This is a genomic window from Okeania sp. SIO2C9 (genome assembly GCF_010672455.1).
GTDB lineage: Bacteria > Cyanobacteriota > Cyanobacteriia > Cyanobacteriales > Microcoleaceae > Okeania.
This window is the reverse complement of the sequence record NZ_JAAHGO010000011.1, coordinates 27,188-48,291: the sequence shown is the minus strand read 5'-3', so window position 1 is coordinate 48,291 and position 21,104 is coordinate 27,188. Positions and strand designations below refer to the sequence as shown.

At 35.7% G+C, this 21,104-nt stretch carries 20 protein-coding genes and 1 tRNA gene; 11 read left to right on the top strand and 10 right to left on the bottom strand.

The genetic code is table 11. From position 1 onward, the window contains the following. Positions 1 to 100 precede the first annotated feature (100 nt). The 3 genes from F6K23_RS10185 to F6K23_RS10175 all read right to left on the bottom strand — a co-directional run bounded on the left by F6K23_RS10185 (position 101) and on the right by F6K23_RS10175 (position 3,260). Positions 101 to 1,843: a mechanosensitive ion channel family protein gene (locus tag F6K23_RS10185; RefSeq protein WP_293154270.1), complete on the bottom strand. Its 1,743-nt coding sequence runs from the start codon at positions 1,841 to 1,843 to the stop codon at positions 101 to 103. 457 nt (positions 1,844 to 2,300) lie between these two features. Then, on the bottom strand, positions 2,301 to 2,588 hold the full coding sequence (locus tag F6K23_RS10180) for a DUF559 domain-containing protein (RefSeq protein ID WP_293154267.1): 288 nt from the start codon (positions 2,586 to 2,588) through the stop codon (positions 2,301 to 2,303). Between the two features lie 15 nt (positions 2,589 to 2,603). Beyond that, positions 2,604 to 3,260 carry a pentapeptide repeat-containing protein gene (locus F6K23_RS10175; RefSeq protein ID WP_293154264.1) on the bottom strand — a complete coding sequence of 219 codons (657 nt, stop codon included), beginning with the start codon at positions 3,258 to 3,260 and terminating at the stop codon, positions 2,604 to 2,606. A gap of 780 nt (positions 3,261 to 4,040) precedes the next feature. On the opposite strand from F6K23_RS10175, the gene xseA reads away from it, so the two are divergent. Next, on the top strand, positions 4,041 to 5,225 hold the full coding sequence (xseA, locus tag F6K23_RS10170; protein ID WP_293154261.1) for an exodeoxyribonuclease VII large subunit: 1,185 nt from the start codon (positions 4,041 to 4,043) through the stop codon (positions 5,223 to 5,225). Positions 5,226 to 5,229: 4 nt separating this feature from the next. After that, a complete protein-coding gene (gene xseB / locus F6K23_RS10165; protein WP_293154258.1) occupies positions 5,230 to 5,427 on the top strand; it encodes an exodeoxyribonuclease VII small subunit in 198 nt (65 codons plus the stop codon). A gap of 1,211 nt (positions 5,428 to 6,638) precedes the next feature. Here xseB and F6K23_RS10160 read toward each other — a convergent pair. The 3 genes from F6K23_RS10160 to F6K23_RS10150 form a co-directional block, all read right to left on the bottom strand. Then, positions 6,639 to 7,019: a hypothetical protein gene (locus tag F6K23_RS10160; RefSeq protein ID WP_293154255.1), complete on the bottom strand. Its 381-nt coding sequence runs from the start codon at positions 7,017 to 7,019 to the stop codon at positions 6,639 to 6,641. Between the two features lie 60 nt (positions 7,020 to 7,079). Next, on the bottom strand, positions 7,080 to 7,244 hold the full coding sequence (locus tag F6K23_RS10155) for a VOC family protein (RefSeq protein WP_293154252.1): 165 nt from the start codon (positions 7,242 to 7,244) through the stop codon (positions 7,080 to 7,082). A gap of 134 nt (positions 7,245 to 7,378) precedes the next feature. Continuing rightward, positions 7,379 to 8,908 carry a serine/threonine-protein kinase gene (locus F6K23_RS10150; protein ID WP_293154249.1) on the bottom strand — a complete coding sequence of 510 codons (1,530 nt, stop codon included), beginning with the start codon at positions 8,906 to 8,908 and terminating at the stop codon, positions 7,379 to 7,381. A 96-nt stretch (positions 8,909 to 9,004) separates the two neighbouring features. On the opposite strand from F6K23_RS10150, the gene F6K23_RS10145 reads away from it, so the two are divergent. Together F6K23_RS10145 and F6K23_RS10140 are read left to right on the top strand one after the other, a co-directional pair. Beyond that, positions 9,005 to 9,077 (top strand) — tRNA-His (locus F6K23_RS10145). A gap of 516 nt (positions 9,078 to 9,593) precedes the next feature. Next, positions 9,594 to 9,755 carry a Uma2 family endonuclease gene (locus F6K23_RS10140; protein WP_293154246.1) on the top strand — a complete coding sequence of 54 codons (162 nt, stop codon included), beginning with the start codon at positions 9,594 to 9,596 and terminating at the stop codon, positions 9,753 to 9,755. A gap of 115 nt (positions 9,756 to 9,870) precedes the next feature. Here the strand turns inward: F6K23_RS10140 and F6K23_RS10135 are convergent, their stop codons facing one another. Next, positions 9,871 to 10,149, bottom strand: a complete 279-nt coding sequence (locus F6K23_RS10135) for a hypothetical protein (protein WP_293154243.1) — start codon at positions 10,147 to 10,149, stop codon at positions 9,871 to 9,873. 256 nt (positions 10,150 to 10,405) lie between these two features. Between F6K23_RS10135 and F6K23_RS10130 the strand changes: the two genes are divergently transcribed. The 3 genes from F6K23_RS10130 to F6K23_RS10120 all read left to right on the top strand — a co-directional run bounded on the left by F6K23_RS10130 (position 10,406) and on the right by F6K23_RS10120 (position 12,920). Then, positions 10,406 to 12,391, top strand: coding sequence for a protein kinase (locus tag F6K23_RS10130; RefSeq protein WP_293154240.1), 1,986 nt, complete (start codon positions 10,406 to 10,408; stop codon positions 12,389 to 12,391). Positions 12,392 to 12,501: 110 nt separating this feature from the next. After that, entirely contained in the window at positions 12,502 to 12,633 is a 132-nt protein-coding gene (locus F6K23_RS10125) for a hypothetical protein (protein WP_293154237.1), read from the top strand. Continuing rightward, on the top strand, positions 12,612 to 12,920 hold the full coding sequence (locus tag F6K23_RS10120; protein ID WP_293154234.1) for a hypothetical protein: 309 nt from the start codon (positions 12,612 to 12,614) through the stop codon (positions 12,918 to 12,920). Before F6K23_RS10125 ends, F6K23_RS10120 begins: the two co-directional genes overlap by 22 nt. 194 nt (positions 12,921 to 13,114) lie before the next feature. Here the strand turns inward: F6K23_RS10120 and F6K23_RS10115 are convergent, their stop codons facing one another. Next, on the bottom strand, positions 13,115 to 14,479 hold the full coding sequence (locus F6K23_RS10115; protein WP_293154232.1) for a DUF1800 domain-containing protein: 1,365 nt from the start codon (positions 14,477 to 14,479) through the stop codon (positions 13,115 to 13,117). Between the two features lie 227 nt (positions 14,480 to 14,706). On the opposite strand from F6K23_RS10115, the gene F6K23_RS10110 reads away from it, so the two are divergent. After that, entirely contained in the window at positions 14,707 to 15,276 is a 570-nt protein-coding gene (locus F6K23_RS10110; RefSeq protein WP_293154230.1) for a hypothetical protein, read from the top strand. Between the two features lie 175 nt (positions 15,277 to 15,451). On the opposite strand, the gene F6K23_RS10105 is transcribed toward F6K23_RS10110, so the two are convergent. Further along, complete coding sequence (locus F6K23_RS10105) at positions 15,452 to 16,039, bottom strand: hypothetical protein (RefSeq protein ID WP_293154228.1); 588 nt, start codon at positions 16,037 to 16,039, stop codon at positions 15,452 to 15,454. Positions 16,040 to 16,405: 366 nt separating this feature from the next. On the opposite strand from F6K23_RS10105, the gene F6K23_RS10100 reads away from it, so the two are divergent. Both F6K23_RS10100 and F6K23_RS10095 read left to right on the top strand, forming a co-directional pair. Further along, entirely contained in the window at positions 16,406 to 16,603 is a 198-nt protein-coding gene (locus F6K23_RS10100; protein WP_293154225.1) for a hypothetical protein, read from the top strand. Between the two features lie 175 nt (positions 16,604 to 16,778). Beyond that, positions 16,779 to 17,786, top strand: coding sequence for a DUF2207 domain-containing protein (locus F6K23_RS10095; protein ID WP_293154223.1), 1,008 nt, complete (start codon positions 16,779 to 16,781; stop codon positions 17,784 to 17,786). 336 nt (positions 17,787 to 18,122) lie between these two features. Here F6K23_RS10095 and F6K23_RS10090 read toward each other — a convergent pair whose 3' ends face one another. Continuing rightward, on the bottom strand, positions 18,123 to 18,752 hold the full coding sequence (locus tag F6K23_RS10090) for a TetR/AcrR family transcriptional regulator (protein WP_293154221.1): 630 nt from the start codon (positions 18,750 to 18,752) through the stop codon (positions 18,123 to 18,125). Between the two features lie 735 nt (positions 18,753 to 19,487). Here F6K23_RS10090 and F6K23_RS10085 point away from each other — a divergent pair. Further along, positions 19,488 to 21,089, top strand: coding sequence for a M16 family metallopeptidase (locus F6K23_RS10085; RefSeq protein WP_375340753.1), 1,602 nt, complete (start codon positions 19,488 to 19,490; stop codon positions 21,087 to 21,089). Positions 21,090 to 21,104: the final 15 nt, after the last annotated feature.

Below are 21,104 nucleotides of genomic sequence, written 5' to 3'. Positions count from 1 at the left end.
CCAAAAATCAAAAATAAAATCAATTATTACACAGAAATTATCAATTATTTCTCCCTACACCCTCTTTTATGGAGATATCTAATACAGTAGCTATCCTCTTTTAGCTTTGAGCATCACTTTGCTCGTCATTGCTACTTAATTGCCCTACAGAACTACTATTTTTTTGAGGTTTAAAAGATAATTGGGTAGACTCTTGAAAACGAATATCTTGCTGAGGAACAGGAATAGAGATTCCCTCTTGAACAAATCGTTCCTTAATCTGATGAATAGTTTCATTATATACCCCCCAGTAATCTGAAGTTTTAGTCCATCCTCCTACATACAGCTCGACAAAATATTCTTCAAATTTCCATGCAAATGTACTTGGTCCTGGTTGGTCTAATACTAAAGGATGAGATTTAAAAATATCCAAAAGTAATTGCTCAACTTTAGACAAATTCTCACTATAACCAACTCGAATTTGCAAACTAATGCGACGAGTATCTCTGGCATTATGATTGATGACCACACTACTCAAAACTGAGTTATTGGGAATTGTAATAATCTGACCAGTCCAACCTTTTACTTTTGTATGAGCGAGACTGATGGAGTCAATGTAACCCGATGTTCCACATAATTCTACTTCATCGCCTACATTAAACGGACTATAGACCATAATCATTAAACCACTAGCCAAATTTCCAATATTGGTTTGCAAAGCAAATGCCAAGATGAAGCTAGTACCACCAACTAAAGCGAGAATTGGACCAAGATTTATTTCCAAAGCTGTCAATGCCAATAAGACGCCAACACCAACAGTTGTTTGCCACACAGTTCTAACCAATAATTGACGCAAAGGATCGGAAACTCCCCCTACAATTCGCAGACTCCTATTAGTAACAAAGCCTAAAATTGCAGCCACAATTACGGAAGTAACCACAATTGCGGAAAAGATACCAATATTTTTGCCCCAACGTAAACCACCTTCTTCTGATTTTAGCCAACCAGCTATCCTTAACCACAAACCTTCAGTATCGCTCACATCAATCTCGAGACCACTAACAGATTCAATATATTGCCGAAAAGATTCAGCTTGGCCTCCTTTACTCTCAAATTCATCCAAAACAGTATCGAAGCGATCGGCAAGGGCAGTTTGTTCCTGCTGAAGCTCAGTGACACCAACGACTAATTGAGTCTTGACTTCCGATGCTTCTTCACTAGAATCTTCGAGTTGTTGTGATAATGCTTCTAATTGTTTTTCTTTCTCTGCTAATTCCTGTTGACTATCGATATCATCTGTATTACTGGCTTCATCTTCGATCGCTTCTGCTACTACTTCTAGATTTTGGGTAGCTTCTTCAGTTCCTTCACTTTGTTTTTTAACCTCAACAGCTTCCTCAACAGCTTCTTGAGCTTTCGCGAGTTCTTTTTGTGCCGCTTCTAGATTTTTTTCAGCTTCTTCTGCTTCTGGAGAACTAGGAGATGCACTCTTTTTTCCTGCTTCTGCTTCCTCAAGAGATTTCTGAGCTTTTTCTATAGCATCAACCGCTTCTTCAGATTTTCGGGTTTCCCTATTCTTGCGTTTGATTGCAATTTCAGCATCGCTAATTTCCTGAACTTTGGCTTTTAGCAAATTCTGCCAAGCTTTAGCTTCGACTTCTAATTCTTCCTGAGTCAAAGGTTTAAGCAAAAGCTTCAGCTCATCGACAGGAATTTCCGGTTCTTCGGTAGTAATTGCTGTAATTTCTGTTTCTGATTCTTGGGAACTAGCTGGAGATCCCCATAGCGTTAGAGTACAAGCAATTACTGTTAGGCAAAATGCTTGCCATTGATGTTTAAAGATCGATTTTTTTCTTTTTTTCATCACTAATAATATTTGATTTTGTCAATTGAGGTGTGGATGGTAGGTGAGTGAATTTATCTCAATAAATCTTTCTACATTAGGTAGAAGTATGTTATGTTTGCCGATGATTGGACTCTTATTTGCAGAATATGAAAATTAATATATCTAGGAAAAATACTCTCATCTCTCCTGCTTCCCATCTCCCCATAAAGTAATTAGGAATTAATCATTGAAACACCAGTAAAAGCAATCATTCAAAACGAAACTTCAGCTTTTTTTGAAATGTTTACTTTATCATCAAGCAGCATTATTAGTATTATTCATAATAATTACGACCAAACAGGAAAATCCATACTATATTTTTTAAAATATGCTCTTGGGCTGTAGCTGTAGGTGCGTTAGTGGTAGCGTTACGCACAATTCCATTCTAGAATCTTAGAGATAATTTAGCTTTCTTCCTATAGTTATTAGATAGATATTAATTTTGATTTTCTAATAGCTCTAAAAATTCATCCACAACTTTATTAGTTTCTTGATAACATTTTTTCGCGCCAAACCGATAAACTCTCACACCATTCCGCTCAAAATCTCTTTCTCTTTCTTGTTCTTCTACTCGTCTTTCAGGTGTATGATAGAAACCATCAACTTCGAGAATTGCCCACTTAAATCCTTTGGTGGTTTTATAGCAAACTAAGAAATCTGGTTCTTTATTTTCACGCCCTTTTTTTGTAGTGAGACGGGCGGCACTATTGGGAAAGAAAAGCAAGTCTCTTTTGTCGAGTTATTCTGCTATTTTAACTTCTGTTTTGGAGCGAAAATTGAGATGTTCCCATGTGATAATATTGTCTATTTTTAGATTTTTAAATCTGCCATTATTTAATGGTAAGGAATCGAGAATAGTTCCTGTAATATTAGCATTATCTAATCTGGCATTTGTTAAGTCTGCACCTCCTAAGTTAGTATTGGTTAAATCAGCATTTGTTAAGTCTGCTTCTGTGAGGTTTGCCTCAGCTAGGTTTGCATTAGTTAAGTCGGCATTTTGGAGGTTTGATTTTGTTAGATTGGCCTTCCATAAAGAAGCGCGAGCTAGTTTGGCGTTACTTAAGTTGGCACTATTTAATTTAACGTGCATCAGATGAGCACAAAGTAACTCAGCATCACTCAAGTTGGCATAATTCAACTCGGCACTATTCAACTTAGCACCACACAAGTCAGCATTGCTCAAGTTGGCACAACTCAACTCGGCACAATTTAAGTTTGCCTGTACCAAGCTTGCACTACTCAAGTTAGCATCACTCAAGCTTGCAAAGAATAAGGTGGCATCATTCAAATTGGCACAACTCAACTCGGCATTATTCAAGTCAGCACCACTCAAATTAACACCCCAAAAATCTCTTTCTCCAGAAGCATAACGCCTCAAAAGTTCCTCAGCATCCATATCAAATTTGACATTATTAACAACTACTGTATTATAATTCCAAAAGCCAAACTAATAATTTCATTCTCAGATTGATCGCTCTGACAAAACTATAACGTTTGAGTAAAATAACTATGTCAACCAAAGCGTCATTTATGACTCCTAATATTTCCAATTATTTTCAAGAAGAGGTAATTATTAATTGTTAATTGTTGAACTCACCCCAAAATTACTCAAGGATAAATTATATGGACTCGAAATTAACTTTTGAATATGACCAGATTGGAGATATTTTTTATATCAATAAATGCACTCCATATCCAGAACAATAATCAGCAGAAATTGAGTATGGAGTTGTTGATCGTTTCAATCCGGAAACAAATGAAATTTAAAATTTGGAAGTAATGTTTTTCTCAAAAAGACTATCGGAAAAAAACTGGTTTTAATTGCCCATTAATGCAGATTTTAGTTTGGTAGGATTAAGCTAAAAAAATAAGGTGTTATCGGAAGTTGATAAATTTTTGCTACAAATAGCTAGGATATTTTTTAGGAGTCAGGAGTCAGGAGTCAGAATGAATGGCTTCAATACCATTTTTGACCTAGGAAATTCTCTTTTTTGTCAAAGGGACATCTCCTTTAAAATATTTTAATCATGCTTATTATTCGTAACATTCTTTTGTCAAAATTGTATTACTCAATGTATACAATAATTTGGTCAAATATCATACTGATTTTTTGACCTTTGAATTCCATATATTGTAAACTTTACCCACAATAACGAAGGAGACGAAATTATCATCAATGACTCTCAATCTTTCCAATCAATTCATAGAAGAATCTCCCTTATCAGTCGCAGGAATTACCTTTTATATCCAAGATATTTTAGAAGAAGACTACCAACTTCAACAAATATCAGTTATCGGAGAAGTCTCTAGCGCCAAGCTAAATTCAGGAAACTTATATTTCACACTTTCTGAACCAGATAATTCTGCCTCTCTTCCCTGTGCTATTTGGAGAAGTACCCTAAAAAATATTCATCATCAACCTGAAAAAGGAGAACAAATAATTGTTACAGGTAGAATTAGTCTCTATCCTCCTAGAGGCGACTATAAACTAATAGTTAATACTGTCTCCCTTGCCGGGGAAGGAATACAAAATATCCGCTATTTACAACTTCGTTCCCGTCTAGAAACAGAAGGTTTATTTGACCAAGAAAATAAACTAACCCTCCCCAAATTTCCCAAAACAATTGCCGTAGTAACCTCGGATACTGCTGCTGCCTGGGGAGATATTCAACGGACAATTAAACAACGTTATCCTCTGGTAAAAATTTTATTATCGCCAACTTTTGTACAAGGAGAATTTGCTCCTCCTGCTATAGTTGAAGCCATAAAAAAAGTAGAATTAGACGGACGTGCGGAAGTAATAATTTTAGCTAGAGGTGGTGGAGCGGTAGAAGATTTATCCTGTTTTAATGATGAAAGAGTTGTCAGAGTTATTGCTGATTGTCAAATTCCAATTATTACGGGTATTGGTCATCAAAGAGATGAAACTTTAGCAGATTTAGTGGCAGATTATTCTGCTCATACTCCCACCGCAGCAGCAGAAAAAGTTGTGCCAGACCAAAATCAACTTTATGAAGAATATTGTCAAAGAGTTGAAAGAATTATTGATGCTTTGAAAACTAAGTTTAATGAGGAAAAGGCAAGTTTAAAGTCTCTGAAAAATCGTCTGAAAAATATTCCCCAAACTTCCATAAGTTTAGACAAAGCAAATTTTAAATGTCAGATGTTAAGGCAAAAATTAGCAGCACTTGACCCTAAAGCGGTTTTATCTAGAGGTTATGCAGTGGTGCAAAAAACTGATGGTAAGTTAGTAAATTCAACGTCGGATTTAATGACAAACCAAGAATTGATAATTCAGTTAAATAGTGGTAAGGTAAAAGTTAAAATTATGGATATTTTTGAATCTGAGAGTATGGAGTAAAAAAATGGAATTTGATTATGAGGAAACTGTCGTTAATATTGAAGATATTATTGCTGAAATTGAATCGGGAGAATTAACATTAGAGGAAGTATTTGAAAAGTTTTCTCTTGCTGTGGTAGATTTACAAAAATGTGAAGCTTTTCTCTCTCAAAGTCAACAACAAATGAATTTATTAATTGAAACTTTAGAAGATGATTTTTAGGAGATATGGAACACATAAATTTGGTCACGGATATACGGATTAATATGGAGATTAATATGGATAAACATCTGAAGCTTTTCTCTTTCAAAGTAAACAAGAAATTAATTTATTAATTGAAAATTTAGAGGATAGTAAGATACAGTTTCATACTAATCTCTATTCCCTATTCCCTACTCCCTACTCCCTACTCCCTAAAATTGAAACTTTAGAAGATGATTTTTAGGAGATATAGCACACAGGAATTTGGTCATGGATATACAGATTAATATGGATAAACATCTGAAGCTTTTCTCTTTCAAAGTAAACAAGAAATTAATTTATTAATTGAAAATTTAGAGGATAGTGAGATACAGTTTCATACTAATCTCTATTCCCTAAAATTGAAACTTTAGAAGATGATTTTTAGGAGATATAGCACACAGGAATTTGGTCACGGATATACGGATTAATATGGATAAACATCTGAAGCTTTTCTTTTTCAAGGTAAACAAGAAATGAATTTATTAATTGAAAATTTAGAGCATAGTGAGATACAGTTTAATACTAATCTCTATTCCCTACTCCTTACTCCCTAAAATTGAAACTTTAGAAGAGGATTTTTAGGAGATATGGCACACAGAAATTTGGTCACGGATATACAGATTAATATGGATAAACATCTGAAGCTTTTCTCTTTCAAAGTAAACAAGAAATGAATTTGTTAATTGAAAATTTAGAGCATAGTGAGATACAGTTTAATACTAATCTCTATTCCCTACTCCTTACTCCCTAAAATTGAAACTTTAGAAGAGGATTTTTAGGAGACATAGCACACAGAAATTTGGTCACGGATATACAGATTAATATAGAGATTAATATGGATAAACATCTGAAGCTTTTCTCTTTCAAAGTAAACAAGAAATTAATTTATTAATTGAAAATTTAGAGGATAGTGAGATACAGTTTCATACTAATCTCTATTCCCTACTCCCTACTCCCTACTCCCTAAAATTGAAACTTTAGAAGAGGATTTTTAGGAGATATAGCACACAGGAATTTGGTCACGGATATACGGATTAATATGGATAAACATCTGAAGCTTTTCTTTTTCAAGGTAAACAAGAAATTAATTTATTAATTGAAAATTTAGAGGATAGTGAGGTACAGTTTAATACTAATCTCTATTCCCTATTCCCTACTCCCTACTCCCTACTCCCTAAAACTGATAATTATCAAAATGAAAATTTACCGTTAATTAGTAATTTTTCCTCATCCCCTTTCTGAATTTCAAAATTTACAAAAGACTCTTCTTTTAATATTGGAGAAATTAATCTTACATCAGTAAATTGATTTAAAAACATATCTCTTTCACAAGAAACCCCCCTGTTTATCGGATAAAATTCCTCTTTTGTACTGTTATTTACTTCCAGGAAAAATATCGCAGGCATTTCTGGATTTGTGAAATAAGAACTGTGCATATAGATAGTGAAACTTTTACCAGATAAATTGTATTTAGGTTGATATAATTCAAAATCATTTTTCTCTATCTCTGAAAGTTTACCTCTAAAAGCTATTCCATAATGAGAACCAGATTTATTTCTGAAATTATCCACCCTTTGATGAAATTTAACAAAGTTATTCTGGGATTCTTCTCTACTTCTAAGATATATTAGTTATAAATAATTTTTCTCAAAAAAAATAAACCTTGAACTGGTTCCTTGTCCAGTATGCTCCCTCATTTCAGAAGGAGAAAAACCTAGTGATGATATTTGATTTATCGCATCCGCATCATCTTCAACTATTCTAAAAATATGGTCTACTTCCAGATTTTCATACATATTTTCAATCCACTTTAAAATTTTGGTAGTAGTATAAGCGATCGCTAAGAAAAAATCAATTCCTCAAATATCGGTTTTTTTGACTTTTATGGGTTGATAGCTAAACCTTTCCATAAAATTATTTCAGCTACTACCTACAACAAACACTTATCCAACTTTTTCGCCATTGTCTCAGCATGACTCCAGCACTTCTGACCACCCACCCAAATTCTTGAAGGTAAATGACCAACTGGTGCCCAACTTCTAAACTTAAATCCTTGATGACGAAAGTGCATATTATAAGTCAACCAACCAACCTGACTACAAAATTCTCCATAATCTTCATCCACACTTTCATAAATCTGTTTTTGCACGCTAAACCCAAACTTCCCTTGACTATACTTCACCCAAAGGCGATCGATAGTCAGCAAGTCTTCACAAGGCAAATTATCAATATCATCCCGAAAGAAATAACTTTTTCTCCTCTTACCCAAAGCATCACATAAAACTCCCCACGTTTCCATATCTGCTTCCTGCCACTTTTGCACTGCCAACAAATACTGCAATTTCTCATACTCTACCCCCACTGCCGAAATTAACTCATTTTCATCCAGTGTCAAAACTTGCGGAATAAATCTCCCCACCAAACTCTGCACCGATAGCAACACAGACAACTTTTGATTTACCAACGCCAAATACTCAACATTTTTCACAGGTTGCCTGACAATACCAGACCTAGACTCCAACGCCTCCAAAACTTGTTCCGCTGTCTGATAGCGTTGACTCACAGAATTTTGTAACAACTTATCTAATATATTGCCGAGACCTTGACTAACACTACTCCCACTCGGCAAAAAATCTCGCCATCTCCAACAGTCATTAACAACATCAAACATATCCCACGGCGCAACATTCGTCAGTAAATGAATGCAAGTTACACCCAAACTAAATAAGTCACTTGCTGGCAGTGCTTTCCCTCTAGTTTGCTCCGGTGCCATATATTCGGGACTACCAATAACAGTACCATTAAGAATTAAAGCTGTACCTGTCAACAACTTCGCCACGCCAAAATCAATTAATACAAATTCTCCCATTTTTCCTAATTTTTCCCCTGCTTGATTTTCTCCAGGTAGGTGGGGTGGTTTTTGATAGTTAATAGGTGGAGAAATACGACGAATAATATTTTCTGGTTTAATATCCCGATGAATAATTTGATGTTGATGAATAAACCGCAATACTGGCAATAAACTTCGCAAAAATTGCCATATTTGTTCTTCGTTAAATACCCCTTGTTGTTGTAATTCTTGCTTAAGGGTCAAACCCTGAATATATTCCTGCACCAAATACAAATTTTGATTGTCTTGGAAGTGAGCTAAAAGCAAAGGAATTTGTGGATGTTGCCCCAACTGTACTAACCGCATCACCTCTCGCCGAAATAATCTTGCTGTTGTCTGACGGTTTTCTGGGTCTTGGGTAGGAAATGAAAGTTGCTTGAGAATACATGGGAGTTTCAGAGGATGTTTTTCGTCTACGCCCAAAAATGTTTTGCCAAAGCTTCCCTGACCGACTTTTTTCAGGAGACGATAACGCCTGTGGAGGAGTAGGGGCGATCGGCAGCTTTGGCAATAGATTGCTGTGTCTGGGTTTTCAGGATTGGGACATTGAGGGTTAACACAATAACTCATTGAGGGGTTGGTTTTATATTTTAGATTTTTGTCTAGGGGCTTTACAAATATAATTTAGTGATGCTATAGTAGTTTACTGTAAGAAAAATATGTATGGCGAGCGTGGCCAAGTGGTTAAGGCAGTGGTTTGTGGTTCCACCATTCGTGGGTTCGAGTCCCATCGTTCGCCCTTTTTAATAGCAGTCAGCAGTCAGCGGTCAGCGGTCAGCACTAAAACTTTTTTTACTGTTTCCCATCGTCGGACATTTATGCTCATACTGGGTTTCTGGGTTCGATGTGTTTAAGTTATGATAATATCTAAAATAAAATAATAGAGAACTAATTAAAGCGATTTTTATTTCACTCAGGTACAGTACGCGGGTAATACCAGTTTGATAAATCTTTGCTACAAATACTTAGGTTACTGCTTAGGAGTTAGGAGACAGGAAGACCGAGTCGTATGGAAATCGGTTTGATACCATTTCTTATGTAGTAATTTATCTTTTTCGTCCAATAGATATTTCCTACAAATTATTTTAATACTGCTTATTATTTGTAACATTCTTTTTTCACGCTTGGTATAAGATGCCCGCACTACATAGGTTTTAACGTTAATATTTGTAACTAATAACTGACGACTAATAACTGTTAACTAATAGCTGATAACTAATAACTGATAACTGTTAACTGTTAACTGATAAGTGAAATGACTTACGCCTCATCCAAAGAACTAAGCTTTGAAGAATTTATTACCCAATATGGAGATAATACAAGGTATGAACTCATTGACGGAGAATTAAGAGATATGCAACCTACTGGCCTTCACGAAGCTGTTGCTGGAAGTATTGCTGGTAGAATTTATGTTTAAATTTTTCGGAATAATTTCAACTGGTTGATTCCTAAAAATTGTTTAGTCAAACCCCTATTTGCTGAAGCAACTGCCCTACGTCCTGATGTTATTGTTTTAGATAAATCAGAATTAATTAAAGAACCTCTTCTGGTAGTTGTGCCACCAATTGATTCACAGTAACAACATAGTTATCCGTCTGAATATTAGGTTTGATACCTTTGATCGGGTAGTAAACTCTAACAAGAGCAGGTAAATACCTGAAATAAATGTCCCGCAATGGCACATAACTAATATTAAATAGTCCTAAAGTAAGATTAAAAAGAGTCAATAAAGCGATCGCTTTTGCCCATAATGGCACTTGCTGAGAAGGCTGGGAAACTTGGATATCATCAGTTAAATTAACATTTGACATAATTATTATTAGACATAAATTCGGCGTAAGTTCAGTAATACCAGACTTATAGTTCAATTTAGGCTATTTACACTCTGTCCAAGGGAAGAATTAATATAGAGATATAGCACTACGCAAATAGGTTAGGACAATTATAAATACTCAAATTCAGTCAAGGATAACTTCTGACTTCTGTCGGGGCGAATGCCATTCGCCCCTACTGACTTCTAACTTGCGCGTAGCTCTATAGTTGCCGAATCTTTTTAATACTTATAATATGAGCTACTGTTTAAATCCTCAATGCCCAAATCCCCAAAATCCTGAAGAAACATTATATTGTCTAGCTTGTGGGTCAAAGTTATTGCTCAGAGAAAGGTATCGTCCGATTAAACCTATTGGTAGGGGTGGCTTTGGTAGGACTTTTTTTGCTGTAGATGAAGATAAACCTTCTCATCCTCCTTGTGTAATTAAACAATTTTTACCTCAAAATACTGGCGACCCAAAAAAAGCTGCTGAGTTATTTCAACAAGAAGCAGTTAGATTAGATGAACTTGGTCAACATCCACAAATTCCAGAATTATTAGCTCACTTTGAACAGGATAATAATCAATATTTAGTACAGGAATTTATTGATGGTTCTAATCTTGCTCAAGAGTCAACAAAAATAGGTCCTTTTAACGACGGTCAAATCAAACAAATATTGAATGAATTATTACCAGTTTTACAGTTTATTCACGAACATAAAGTAATTCATCGGGATATTAAACCAGAAAATATTATTCGTCGTAATTTTCCACCACAAACTACAGGATGGATGACTAATAATAATCAATTAGTATTAGTTGATTTTGGTGCAGCTAAAGTTATTACTGGAACTTCTTTAATGCAACCTGGAACAATTATTGGCAGTCCGGAATATGTAGCTCCAGAACAAGTAAGAGGTCATGCTATTTTTGCTAGCGATATCTATAGTTTGGGGGTGACTTGTATTCATTTATTAACTCAAGTTTCTCCTTTCGATCTATTTGATGTAATGAAAGATAAATGGGTGTGGCGAGATTATTTGAATCAGTCTATTAATAGTATGTTGGCTCGAATTCTTGATAAAATGTTGGCAACTAACCCCAAAATGCGTTATCAGTCTGCTGCTGAGGTAATGAAAGAATTAAACCCAGAGCAGAAGTTCCCTACTCTCCCTAATATTTCTTCACCCACACCGTCTCCCACCAGAAGACCAACACCATCTCCTACCCCCACCAGAGCGCCAATATCTACATATACACCCATTAGACAAACAAAAAATTCTATAACTGCACCACCTCATGTTATTCAACCGACAATTATTCCTCAACCACAAAAGTCAACTTGGAAATGTGTATCGACCCTGACAGGACATTTTGATTCGGTAAATTCAGTAGCATTTAGTCCGAATGGAGAAATTTTAGCCAGTGGGAGTCGGGATAAGACTATTGAAATTTGGGATATCAAAAAAGGCAAACGTTGGTATACTCTGACTGGTCATGGCGACTCAGTACAAACTGTGGCATTTAGTGAAAATGGAGAAATGTTAGCGAGTGGCAGTCGGGATAAGACTATTGAAATTTGGGATATGAACAAAGGCAAACGTTGGTTTACTCTCATCGGTCATTCTGACTGGGTGGATGCAGTGACATTTAGTCCAGATGGTGAGGCGTTAGCAAGTGGGGGGAGAGATAAGGCAATTGAAGTTTGGAATTTGCAGAAAGCAAGGCGGTGGTTTACTCTGGTTGGTCACGAAGACCGAGTTTATAGTGTTGCTTTCAATAAAGATGGTCGGATATTGGCAAGCGGGAGTCGCGATCGCACAATTAAAATATGGGATTTTCAGAAGGCGAAAGAGGTGTTTACAATTAAAGGCCATTCAGACTGGGTGCGATCACTTGTTTTCAGTCCAGATGGTGGCACATTAGCTAGTGGTAGTAGGGATGGCACTATTAAGTTATGGCAGGTTTATGGAGGGGAACTTATTTCGACACCTACACAGAATTTGAAATATGGTATGAGCGATGTTTTGTCTGTTGCATTTAGTCCGGACGGAAAAATTGTTGCGGGTGGGTATCGCAATGGGATTATTAATTTATGGGATGTGACTACGGGAGAATTGTTGGAAACTCTTAAAGGTCATTCTTCTGATGTATTTTCGGTGATTTTTAGTCGGGATGGTAAGAGTTTAGCTAGTGGGAGTAATGATAAGACGATTAAAATATGGTGCGTTCCTGGGTAATGTAGCGCTACGCGCAAGTCTGAAGTCAGAAGTAATCGACTAACTTTGAGCATTTATAAATGTCCGCTCCCTATTTGCGTAGTGCTATATAGCAGGATTGGGATAACCAGATGGAGAAAGTTAACTCAATCAGAGAAAATTTACCCAAACTTATGTGGGAAAGTACTGGTATTTCTCGCTCTCAAGCAATACTTGAAGATGGAATATCACAACTGAATATTTGGCGTTCTCAACTCAACTAACTGATTTGAATATTATGGGATACTTACTCAAGGCGACACCCAACCAAACAGTACAATTAAATTCCGATCAGGCTGAACAAAACCTGAAGCTAGCTGCGGAAACTCTCAATTTGACTGATGTTGCTTATTTAATCTTGAAAAGTGCTGCTTGGCGCACCGAAAGTAGAGGCGGACATTACCGCAGCGATTATTCTCAAACTTCTGCTGATTGGCAATTGCATACTCTGATTCAGGGAGATTATTGGGGTAAGTCCGCTAAGATTGCTAATTATATCATGTCCGGTTAGAATAGTTATAAATAAGTGGGTAGGGAGTAGGGAAAATATGGTTTTTTTTCATAACTTTATACTTTGACCAAAATCAAATATTCTTCCTTCTTACCAGATAATTAAGGCTTAAAGCCTCTTTTTAGTCAATCATATCCGTTTTCAAGGATACGTAATTATTAATTATTAATTATTAATTATTAATAATTAATTGTTTAATACCTCATAAATTCAGGACTACCAAAAATTAATGCTGCTCTCAATTCGGGAGAACTATTTTCAATTACTGCAAGAGTTTGAGCAGAAAAATTATTACCCAAAGTCACCATTAATTTTTCTGCACTAATAGGTTTGCCTCTACCCAATAAACCACCAGATAAAGGTACGGCTAAACTACTACGTCGAATCATTGTATCTGAGCTTAACCATGCTTCTTTCGTATTTTTATAACCGTCAGGAGTAACACAACCATAAAGAGGCATTCCTAACTGGTCTAAAATGCCATTAATAGGTCGAAAATTATCAACTTCATTACCAATAGATCTCATGGCAGAAGCTACAAAATGATAAGGATTTTTAAACTTACTATTGTGTGTTTCTACTTGCAAAAATTCTGAACTGTTGAAGAGAGTTTTTAATACCTCAGAAATATCTCCTTCACTCTCTAAAAAAATCTGAGCTAAAGTTTGAACTAAAGATTCTGGCGGTTGGTCTAACACAAAAGTTTGAGCTAATTTATAACTAATATGTTTAGCTGTGGCAGGATGACTAGCCAAAATATCTAAAGCAATGTCACCTTCAGCCATACCATTTTCTTTAATTGTTTGTCCGAGAAAAAATTTATCTCCTGGTTCATGACGTTTTTCATTAAAATAAAATCCATCTACATCTTCAGCTCTTTTAACATTAGGAGGTAAACCCCAACCAGTAAAAATCTTTGCTAGAGCAATAATATCATCTTGAGTATAGCCTCCATCCACACCTAAAGTATGTAATTCTAATAATTCTCTAGCATAATTTTCATTGATTTTTCCCCGATGACTCCGCCAATTATCCAAATAAATTAACATGGCTGGATGATGAGCAGTAGCACCTAATAATTCTCTAAATTTTCCCAAAACATGGGGTCTAATTGCCTGTTGTTCGTAGGAGCTGAAATATAAACGATTTAATCCTTGACGACCAAAAACATTAAAGTGATTGTACCAAAAATCTACCATAACTTCTTCTAAGTGACGCGGACTTTCTAGAGTGCGGAGAAAACGTCCTTTAGTAGCTTGTAAAAATATTTTTTGTTCAAAGCGTCTTTTGATTCTATTTAATCCTCTTTGGTCTAATTTTAATTCTTTTCTTATTTGTTGAAGTTTTTGTAATTCTGTGATTATTTCACCAGGTTTTAGAGGTAATGTATCGAGATATTCTAGCTTTTGAATTAATGCTTTTGAATAGGGAATATAATTAGGTTTTAGTTGAGATTGAATATAGACTTCAATACTAATATTTTTAATCTGTTCAACTTGTCCTGGAGTCGGTCCAAAACTGAGGCGATTAATTAGGTGTAAAATTTTAGTGTCAGTCATAATATTGATCTAAGTTTGAGTAATTATATAGATTAATATCTCTTTTTAAATAGTTATAATTAAGGCTTGTAGTAGGGCTTTAGCCCTATCCCTACTACAAGCTTTAATTATCTGATGATTTGAACTTATGCACCTTTTAGAAATATTTTACAGAACCTGCATAAGTTCACCTTGATGGAAGCTAGTAGTTAATGAACAGACTACATCAATTAAGGTAGAACATTATTATGAAAATAAACTTGCCAAAAACCAAACCTACATTTTCAATTAGTAGATTTTTGCCAATACCTATTTTCCGCTTGGGGATAATTACACTGGTTTTTTTCCCTTTTTTATTGCTGAGTAGTTGTGGTACGGAAGAATTAATCAAAACTTATAATCAACAACTTCAACAAATGAATCAAAAAGCTCAAGAAATGATGATTACCCTGGAATATGTAATGGAATTATCTGAAGTTCTCAGCAAACATTATCCAGGAGAAGCTGGTGCATCTTTTGATACTAGAAGCAGCAATTATTTAGGTGTTGACTTGACAAAGAATGTTAATTATATCGCAAGTTTACAAATTACTTTTGCTGATAAAAGTTGGGAGAATTTGACAGAACAAAAGCGTCAAAAGATTGCTGAAAATACAGTTAAGTTAGTTAATCAAGAATATGCCAAACTAGCTGATGCAGATTATATATATGTAATCTTTATGTATCAAGACCAAAACTGTAATCTAAATCCTGTTATTTATAGTAATTTTACATTTCAAAAAACAGACAATGGCTTTCAAATGCAGAAGACAAAATAAAGCTAGATATAATAATTGAAATAAAAATATTCAAGTTTCTAGACGGGAGGGTGATGTCTAATTGTCACATCTATAAACAAAACAGTTGGTTTCATTAGGCGATCGCCAATCTTTGCTAATACCTCGAATATTTTTTAGGACTACTAATTTTTTATTCATAATGAGAGTTGGTGTTCTATTCTCGTAAAGGAAATCTCTCACCACCCAATTGATAATAAGTGAGTTGTCCTTGAGCAACACGCATCAAACAAATCAAACATTCTTGGGCACGACAATGATAGCTATTAATAGATTTTCCAAAATTCTTAGCATACGATGGGAATCTTATACCGAAACCTCCCAGATGCCAAATGATACCAAATAAGTCACTACTGGTGAGATTTATTGCCCAGTTAACATTTTCAGCAAAATGAGGCGATCGTTTACTATAGTCAAAAGGTGGACTCAATTTATCCTGCTTCCAAAAATAGTTACCAAGAAAGTTAAGAGCTTTTTGTTGCTCTTCATTTAACGATAAAATAATTCCTAAAGAATCAAGACTTTTCCCAGAAAGAATCGGTCTAGTATCAATATCAGGACATTGAATACCAGCTTTGCCATACTCACCAATAGCTGATAGCATCGGAATAATTTGGGCTGCAGTTAAGTCTAATACCCAGCTACTATACTTGCCAAGGCTTAATTTTTTGGCAAACTTTTCGTTTAATAAATTATTGATTTGATAGTCTAACAATTGATAAATAGTCGTATTGGATTGATTCATAGGATTTAAAATTGAAAGCTTCATCAACTAACTTCATTTTTATTATAGTCTCTGATGATTTGAACTTATGCACTTTTGAAAAAAATTTTACCGAAAAATTGTGGGTATGCGCCTCCCCTTTTAAGGGGATAATAAGCAGTCGTTTGCGCAGCATTCCGTAGGATGGGATGGCGAGGTCTCGGAGCAATATCCAATCGACCAAGAGAAAAAAAAATTCATTATTAGTCAATCCTCTTCTTTTCAAGGAGAGGTAATTATTCATTATTCATTATTCATTATTAATTGTTGAAATAACTTGCATAAGTTCTCTCTGACAAGAGCTAGTAGTTAATGAACACACCACATCAATTAAGGTAAAACACGATAATGAAAATAGGTGAAATTTTAATCCGAAGACAATTAATTTCCCAGGTTCAACTAAACCAAGCAATAGACATTCAGACTTCCTTGCATATGAAACTAGGAGAACTTTTAATGTTCCAAGGTTGGATTCAACCACAAAATTTAGAAGAAGCTTTAAATGAACAATATTGGAGGCAAAATGGTTATTGGATAATTGACTAAGCATCAATTTAAGATTAACAATTTCTCTACTCATCAAGGAATAATTATGATTTTTTCAGACTTATTTATCTCTGAAATATTGTATTTATACAAATATTGCGGAGATCAATACACTGAATTTTATTTTGTCTTGATTTGCCACCAAAGTTTTCACTTCGACTAAGGAAAAGAAAAAATGAATGAATTACCAGTTTTGATCGAACCATACTCTCGGAAAAAATCCCGATTTAAACTACGAAAAATCTTAACTTTTTTGGTAGCAATATTGATTGGTTTATCTCCAGCATTACAAACTATTGCTCAGGGAACTTCTCCTTTTTACTGGGATTTTATCAATGTTGAAATAGATGTGCAAAAAAATGGAGATATGCTGGTCAGTGAAACCCATAAATATGTCTTCACCCAACCCCATACAAACCAAAGATATCGATATATTCCACTAGATAAAGTAGATAAAATTACCGATGTGACAGTTTGGGAAAATCAGGAACAGATTCCTAGCAAAACAGGCATCAGAAATAACAAGAGATGGATTAGATGGCAACATAAACTCAATGCTCCTGAAGCTCATACTTTTGTATTGAAATATCGAGTAATTGGTGGTTTACATATTAATGAGAGTGGAGATAAAGTTTACTGGAAAGCAATATTTGCTAACCGGAGTGCTGTTATTAACAATGCCAAAATAATAGTCCGACTGCCAGAAGTTTTATCAGAAAAAATTCAAACATATAAAAGTTTTGGATTTCCTGCAAAAGCTCAAAAAATTAATTCAACAACTGTGGAATTTGTAGCTAAAAAAGCAATTCCACCGCAACAAGAAATAGAAGTTTTGGTGCTATTTCCTCATAATATTCTTGATGTTTCAAAAGCAAATTGGCAGGGAACTCAACTACATTTGCAGAGCACTCAACTAATTAGTTCTCTTTTTTTAGTATTATTAGACGTAATATCTGCGCTGTCTCCACTATTGATAGTGATAGTGTTTTTATCGATCGCCGTGGATCTTGTTAATAGTAGTAGTACTGGAGGAGGTAGCATCACTCGCGGTGGCGCTGGTGGCGGTGGCGGTGGCGGTGGCGCTGGTGGCGGTGGCGCTGGTGGCGGTGGCGGTGGCGGCGGTGGCGGCGCTGGTGGCGGTGGCGCTGGTGGCGCTGGTGGCGGCGGTGGTGGCGGCGGATAGTATCAGTTGAACCATTAGGACTACTACCTATTAACCTCACTATATAACGAAATGTTGATGCACCTCATACCCTTGAGATTGCTATCCGTTCTGGAATGCTCCGCAAACCTTCCACTCCGTTCCAGTCACAATGACGTAGTTGTAAGTTTTCCCACCTCCCTACTTAGCCATTCTCAATATGGCCATAACCACCACCCCCCACTAATACTAAATCCGCTTACCATAATTAAACTTTTGTAAATCTTCTCCTATCCAAAAAAGACTGTAGGGACGTTCCATGGAACGTCCCTACAATGGTTTCACAAAAGACTGATAATTGGTGGAGTTCTCCAATGCCTAATATTTACCACCTTCTTCAGAGGCTAAAACACCATTCAGGAAAATATCAGCTAATCCCTCTGCCATTTCTTGCATTGCTTGGGGAGAAGCATCAGGTTCTAATAACGTTTTTTGACTAAAACCAGCGATCGCAAACATTCCTAAAAAAACCCGTGCCACAAGTTTCGGATTCATTTGACGATATACACCCCGCTCCATTGCTGTTGCAAAAAAAGCCTCCGCCACATCCGTCATTTTCTCAATAACTTCCGATTGAATTTTATCTCTCAATTCTGGATGAAACTGCGCTTCTAAGAAACAGACTTTCATCATATCTGCATTACGACTAATATTTAACATCCGGCGACGCATCACTTGTGCCACAGCTTTATAACTAGACATCTCACTTAATTCTGTCAATAAATCTGTGAGAATTTCAACCCAACCCTCCGTAGCTAACTCAATCAAAATCGCTTTTTTATTACTAAAATGACGAAACAAAGTACCCTCTGATACTCCTGCCTTCTTTGCTAAATCTCTAATCGTAGTACCATCATATCCAGATTTAGCAAACAATTTTTGAGCTGCTTGTAATATCTTAGTTCGTGTCTGTATTTCCGAAGTTGGTAACTTAGTTAAAACTTTCATAATAGTTAAAATTTTTATTTTACTTTAATCAGTTGTAGCGTTATTATTTGGCAATTTAAGCATTAATTAACAAAGATTTTAGGTAGTGGTGCATTAGACCTCTGGTGAAAAAGATATAGATTTTTTGCAGGAGTAGGCAACAGACAACAGGCAACAGGCAACAGGCAACAGGTAAGATATTTTTACGAAAAAGGATTTTTTATGGTAAATTTTTCTTTCCTTAGCTGATCTAATTAAAAGGTTTCTTTATTTTCCACCAGATGTCTATTGTAATGGTATAGCTAGTGGGAGCATCTTGCTCCCGTTCTAGGTGTTGCTTGTCTCCACTTACCATTACAACTGCTGGACTACCAGATTTTATACATATTTAGGAAAAAAAAGATTTACAGCAGATTTCATCAGGCGTGAGGTATACCCTTCGCGGGCAAGATCCCGCACTGGGAACATTCCCTCGTTAATATTTTTACCTCATATACGACCGAATCTGCTGTAATTTTAATTTCACGAGTATAATCGAAAAACTTGCATCCCACACCAATATTCCTAAAATCTCATACTTGAGAATATAATTCTAATTGTCACCTAATCATAAATTCAATTAGTTAATGGATTTTACCTATGCAGATATGTCCAAATAACATTGCTATGGGGAGGTCAAAATTTCAAATACTTAGAGGTAAGCTCATACCAACAATAGAACTATTTACAGAATTAAATTTTTATTTCCAAATATTTATGCAAACTTTCTTACCAGCTTGGTGTAAAAAAATAATTACTGCCAACTTTGAATTGGCCAAACTAAAAAAACGATCGCTCAACTTATGTCTTTGCTTAATTACCATAAGTTTGTTTTGGTTTGGGTTTCCTGCAAATATGGCCTTAGCACGGGAATTTACTCCCGACCAAAAAATATCAATTAAGCCTTACCTAGACCGAGTAATCAAAAAAGTCACAGAATTTCGCCTCGACAATGGCATGAAATTCATCGTATTGGAAAGACATAATGCCCCAGTTATATCTTTTTCTATTTATGCTGATGTTGGTGGGGCGAATGAACCAGACGGTCAAACAGGTGTGGCACATTACCTAGAACATTTAGCTTTTAAAGGTACAAAAAAAATCGGTACAAAAGACTATCAAGCTGAAAAACAAACTTTAGAGAAACTAGATAAGATATTTGCAGAAATTCAAACAGCTAGTGCCAATCAAAAAACTGAACAAGTCTCCCAACTTTTAGCAGAATTTGAGGCAGCTCAAAAGCAGGCATCTGAATATGTAAATCAAAATGAATTCTCGAAAATTGTCCAACAAGCAGGAGGAGTTGGACTGAATGCTGCCACCTCCGCAGACTACACCCAATACTTCTATAGCTTACCTGCCAATAAACTAGAATTATGGATGTCTTTAGAGTCAGAAAGATTTTTGGAACCAGTATTTAGAGAATTTTATAAAGAAAAACAAGTAATTCTGGAAGAGAGGCGATCGCGTACAGAAAATTCACCTGTTGCCCAACTGTTAGAAAAATTTTTAGGTAAAGCTTTCCAAGTTCATCCTTACCGTCGCCCTGTTATTGGTTATCAAGAAGATATCGAAAATTTAAGCAGAGAAAATGTGCGCGACTTTTTTGATACGCATTATGTTCCCAGTAATTTAACGGTAGGGATAGTTGGAGATGTAGATCCCAAAGAAGTGAAAAAATTAGCAAAAATTTATTTTGGTCGCTACGAAACTAAAGAAAAACCACCAGAACTTAATATTGTCGAACCTCCCCAAACTGAACAAGGGGAAGTAACAATGAAGTTGCAATCTCAACCTTGGTATCTAGAAGGTTATCACCGACCTGCAACGAATCATCCTGACAATGTAATTTATCAAATGATTACTAGCATCTTGAGTGATGGTCGTACTTCTCGCCTCTATCAGTCATTAGTCGAGAAACAGCGAATAGCCCTGGTAGCAAGAGGAACAGGTGGTTATCCAGGAGATAAATATCCACATCTGATGCTATTTTATACTATGACTGCTCCCAATAGTAATGTAGATGAAGTCGGAGCAGCTTTGCAGACAGAAATTGAAAAATTGAAAACAGAGCCAGTTTCTCAGCAAGAATTAGAAAGGGTGAAAACTCAAGCACGGGCAAGTTTATTGCGCTCTCTCGATTCTAATACAGGAATGGCTTCTGCTCTCTTGAGCTACGAAGTTAAAACTGGTTCGTGGCAAAATCTATTTAAAGAGTTAGATGCCATTAATGCAGTAACGATAGAAGATATTATGCGTGTGGCTCAAAAAACTTTTGTTGCCGAAAACCGTACTATTGGCAGACTACTTCCCAAGTAGGGTTTGCTGAAAAAA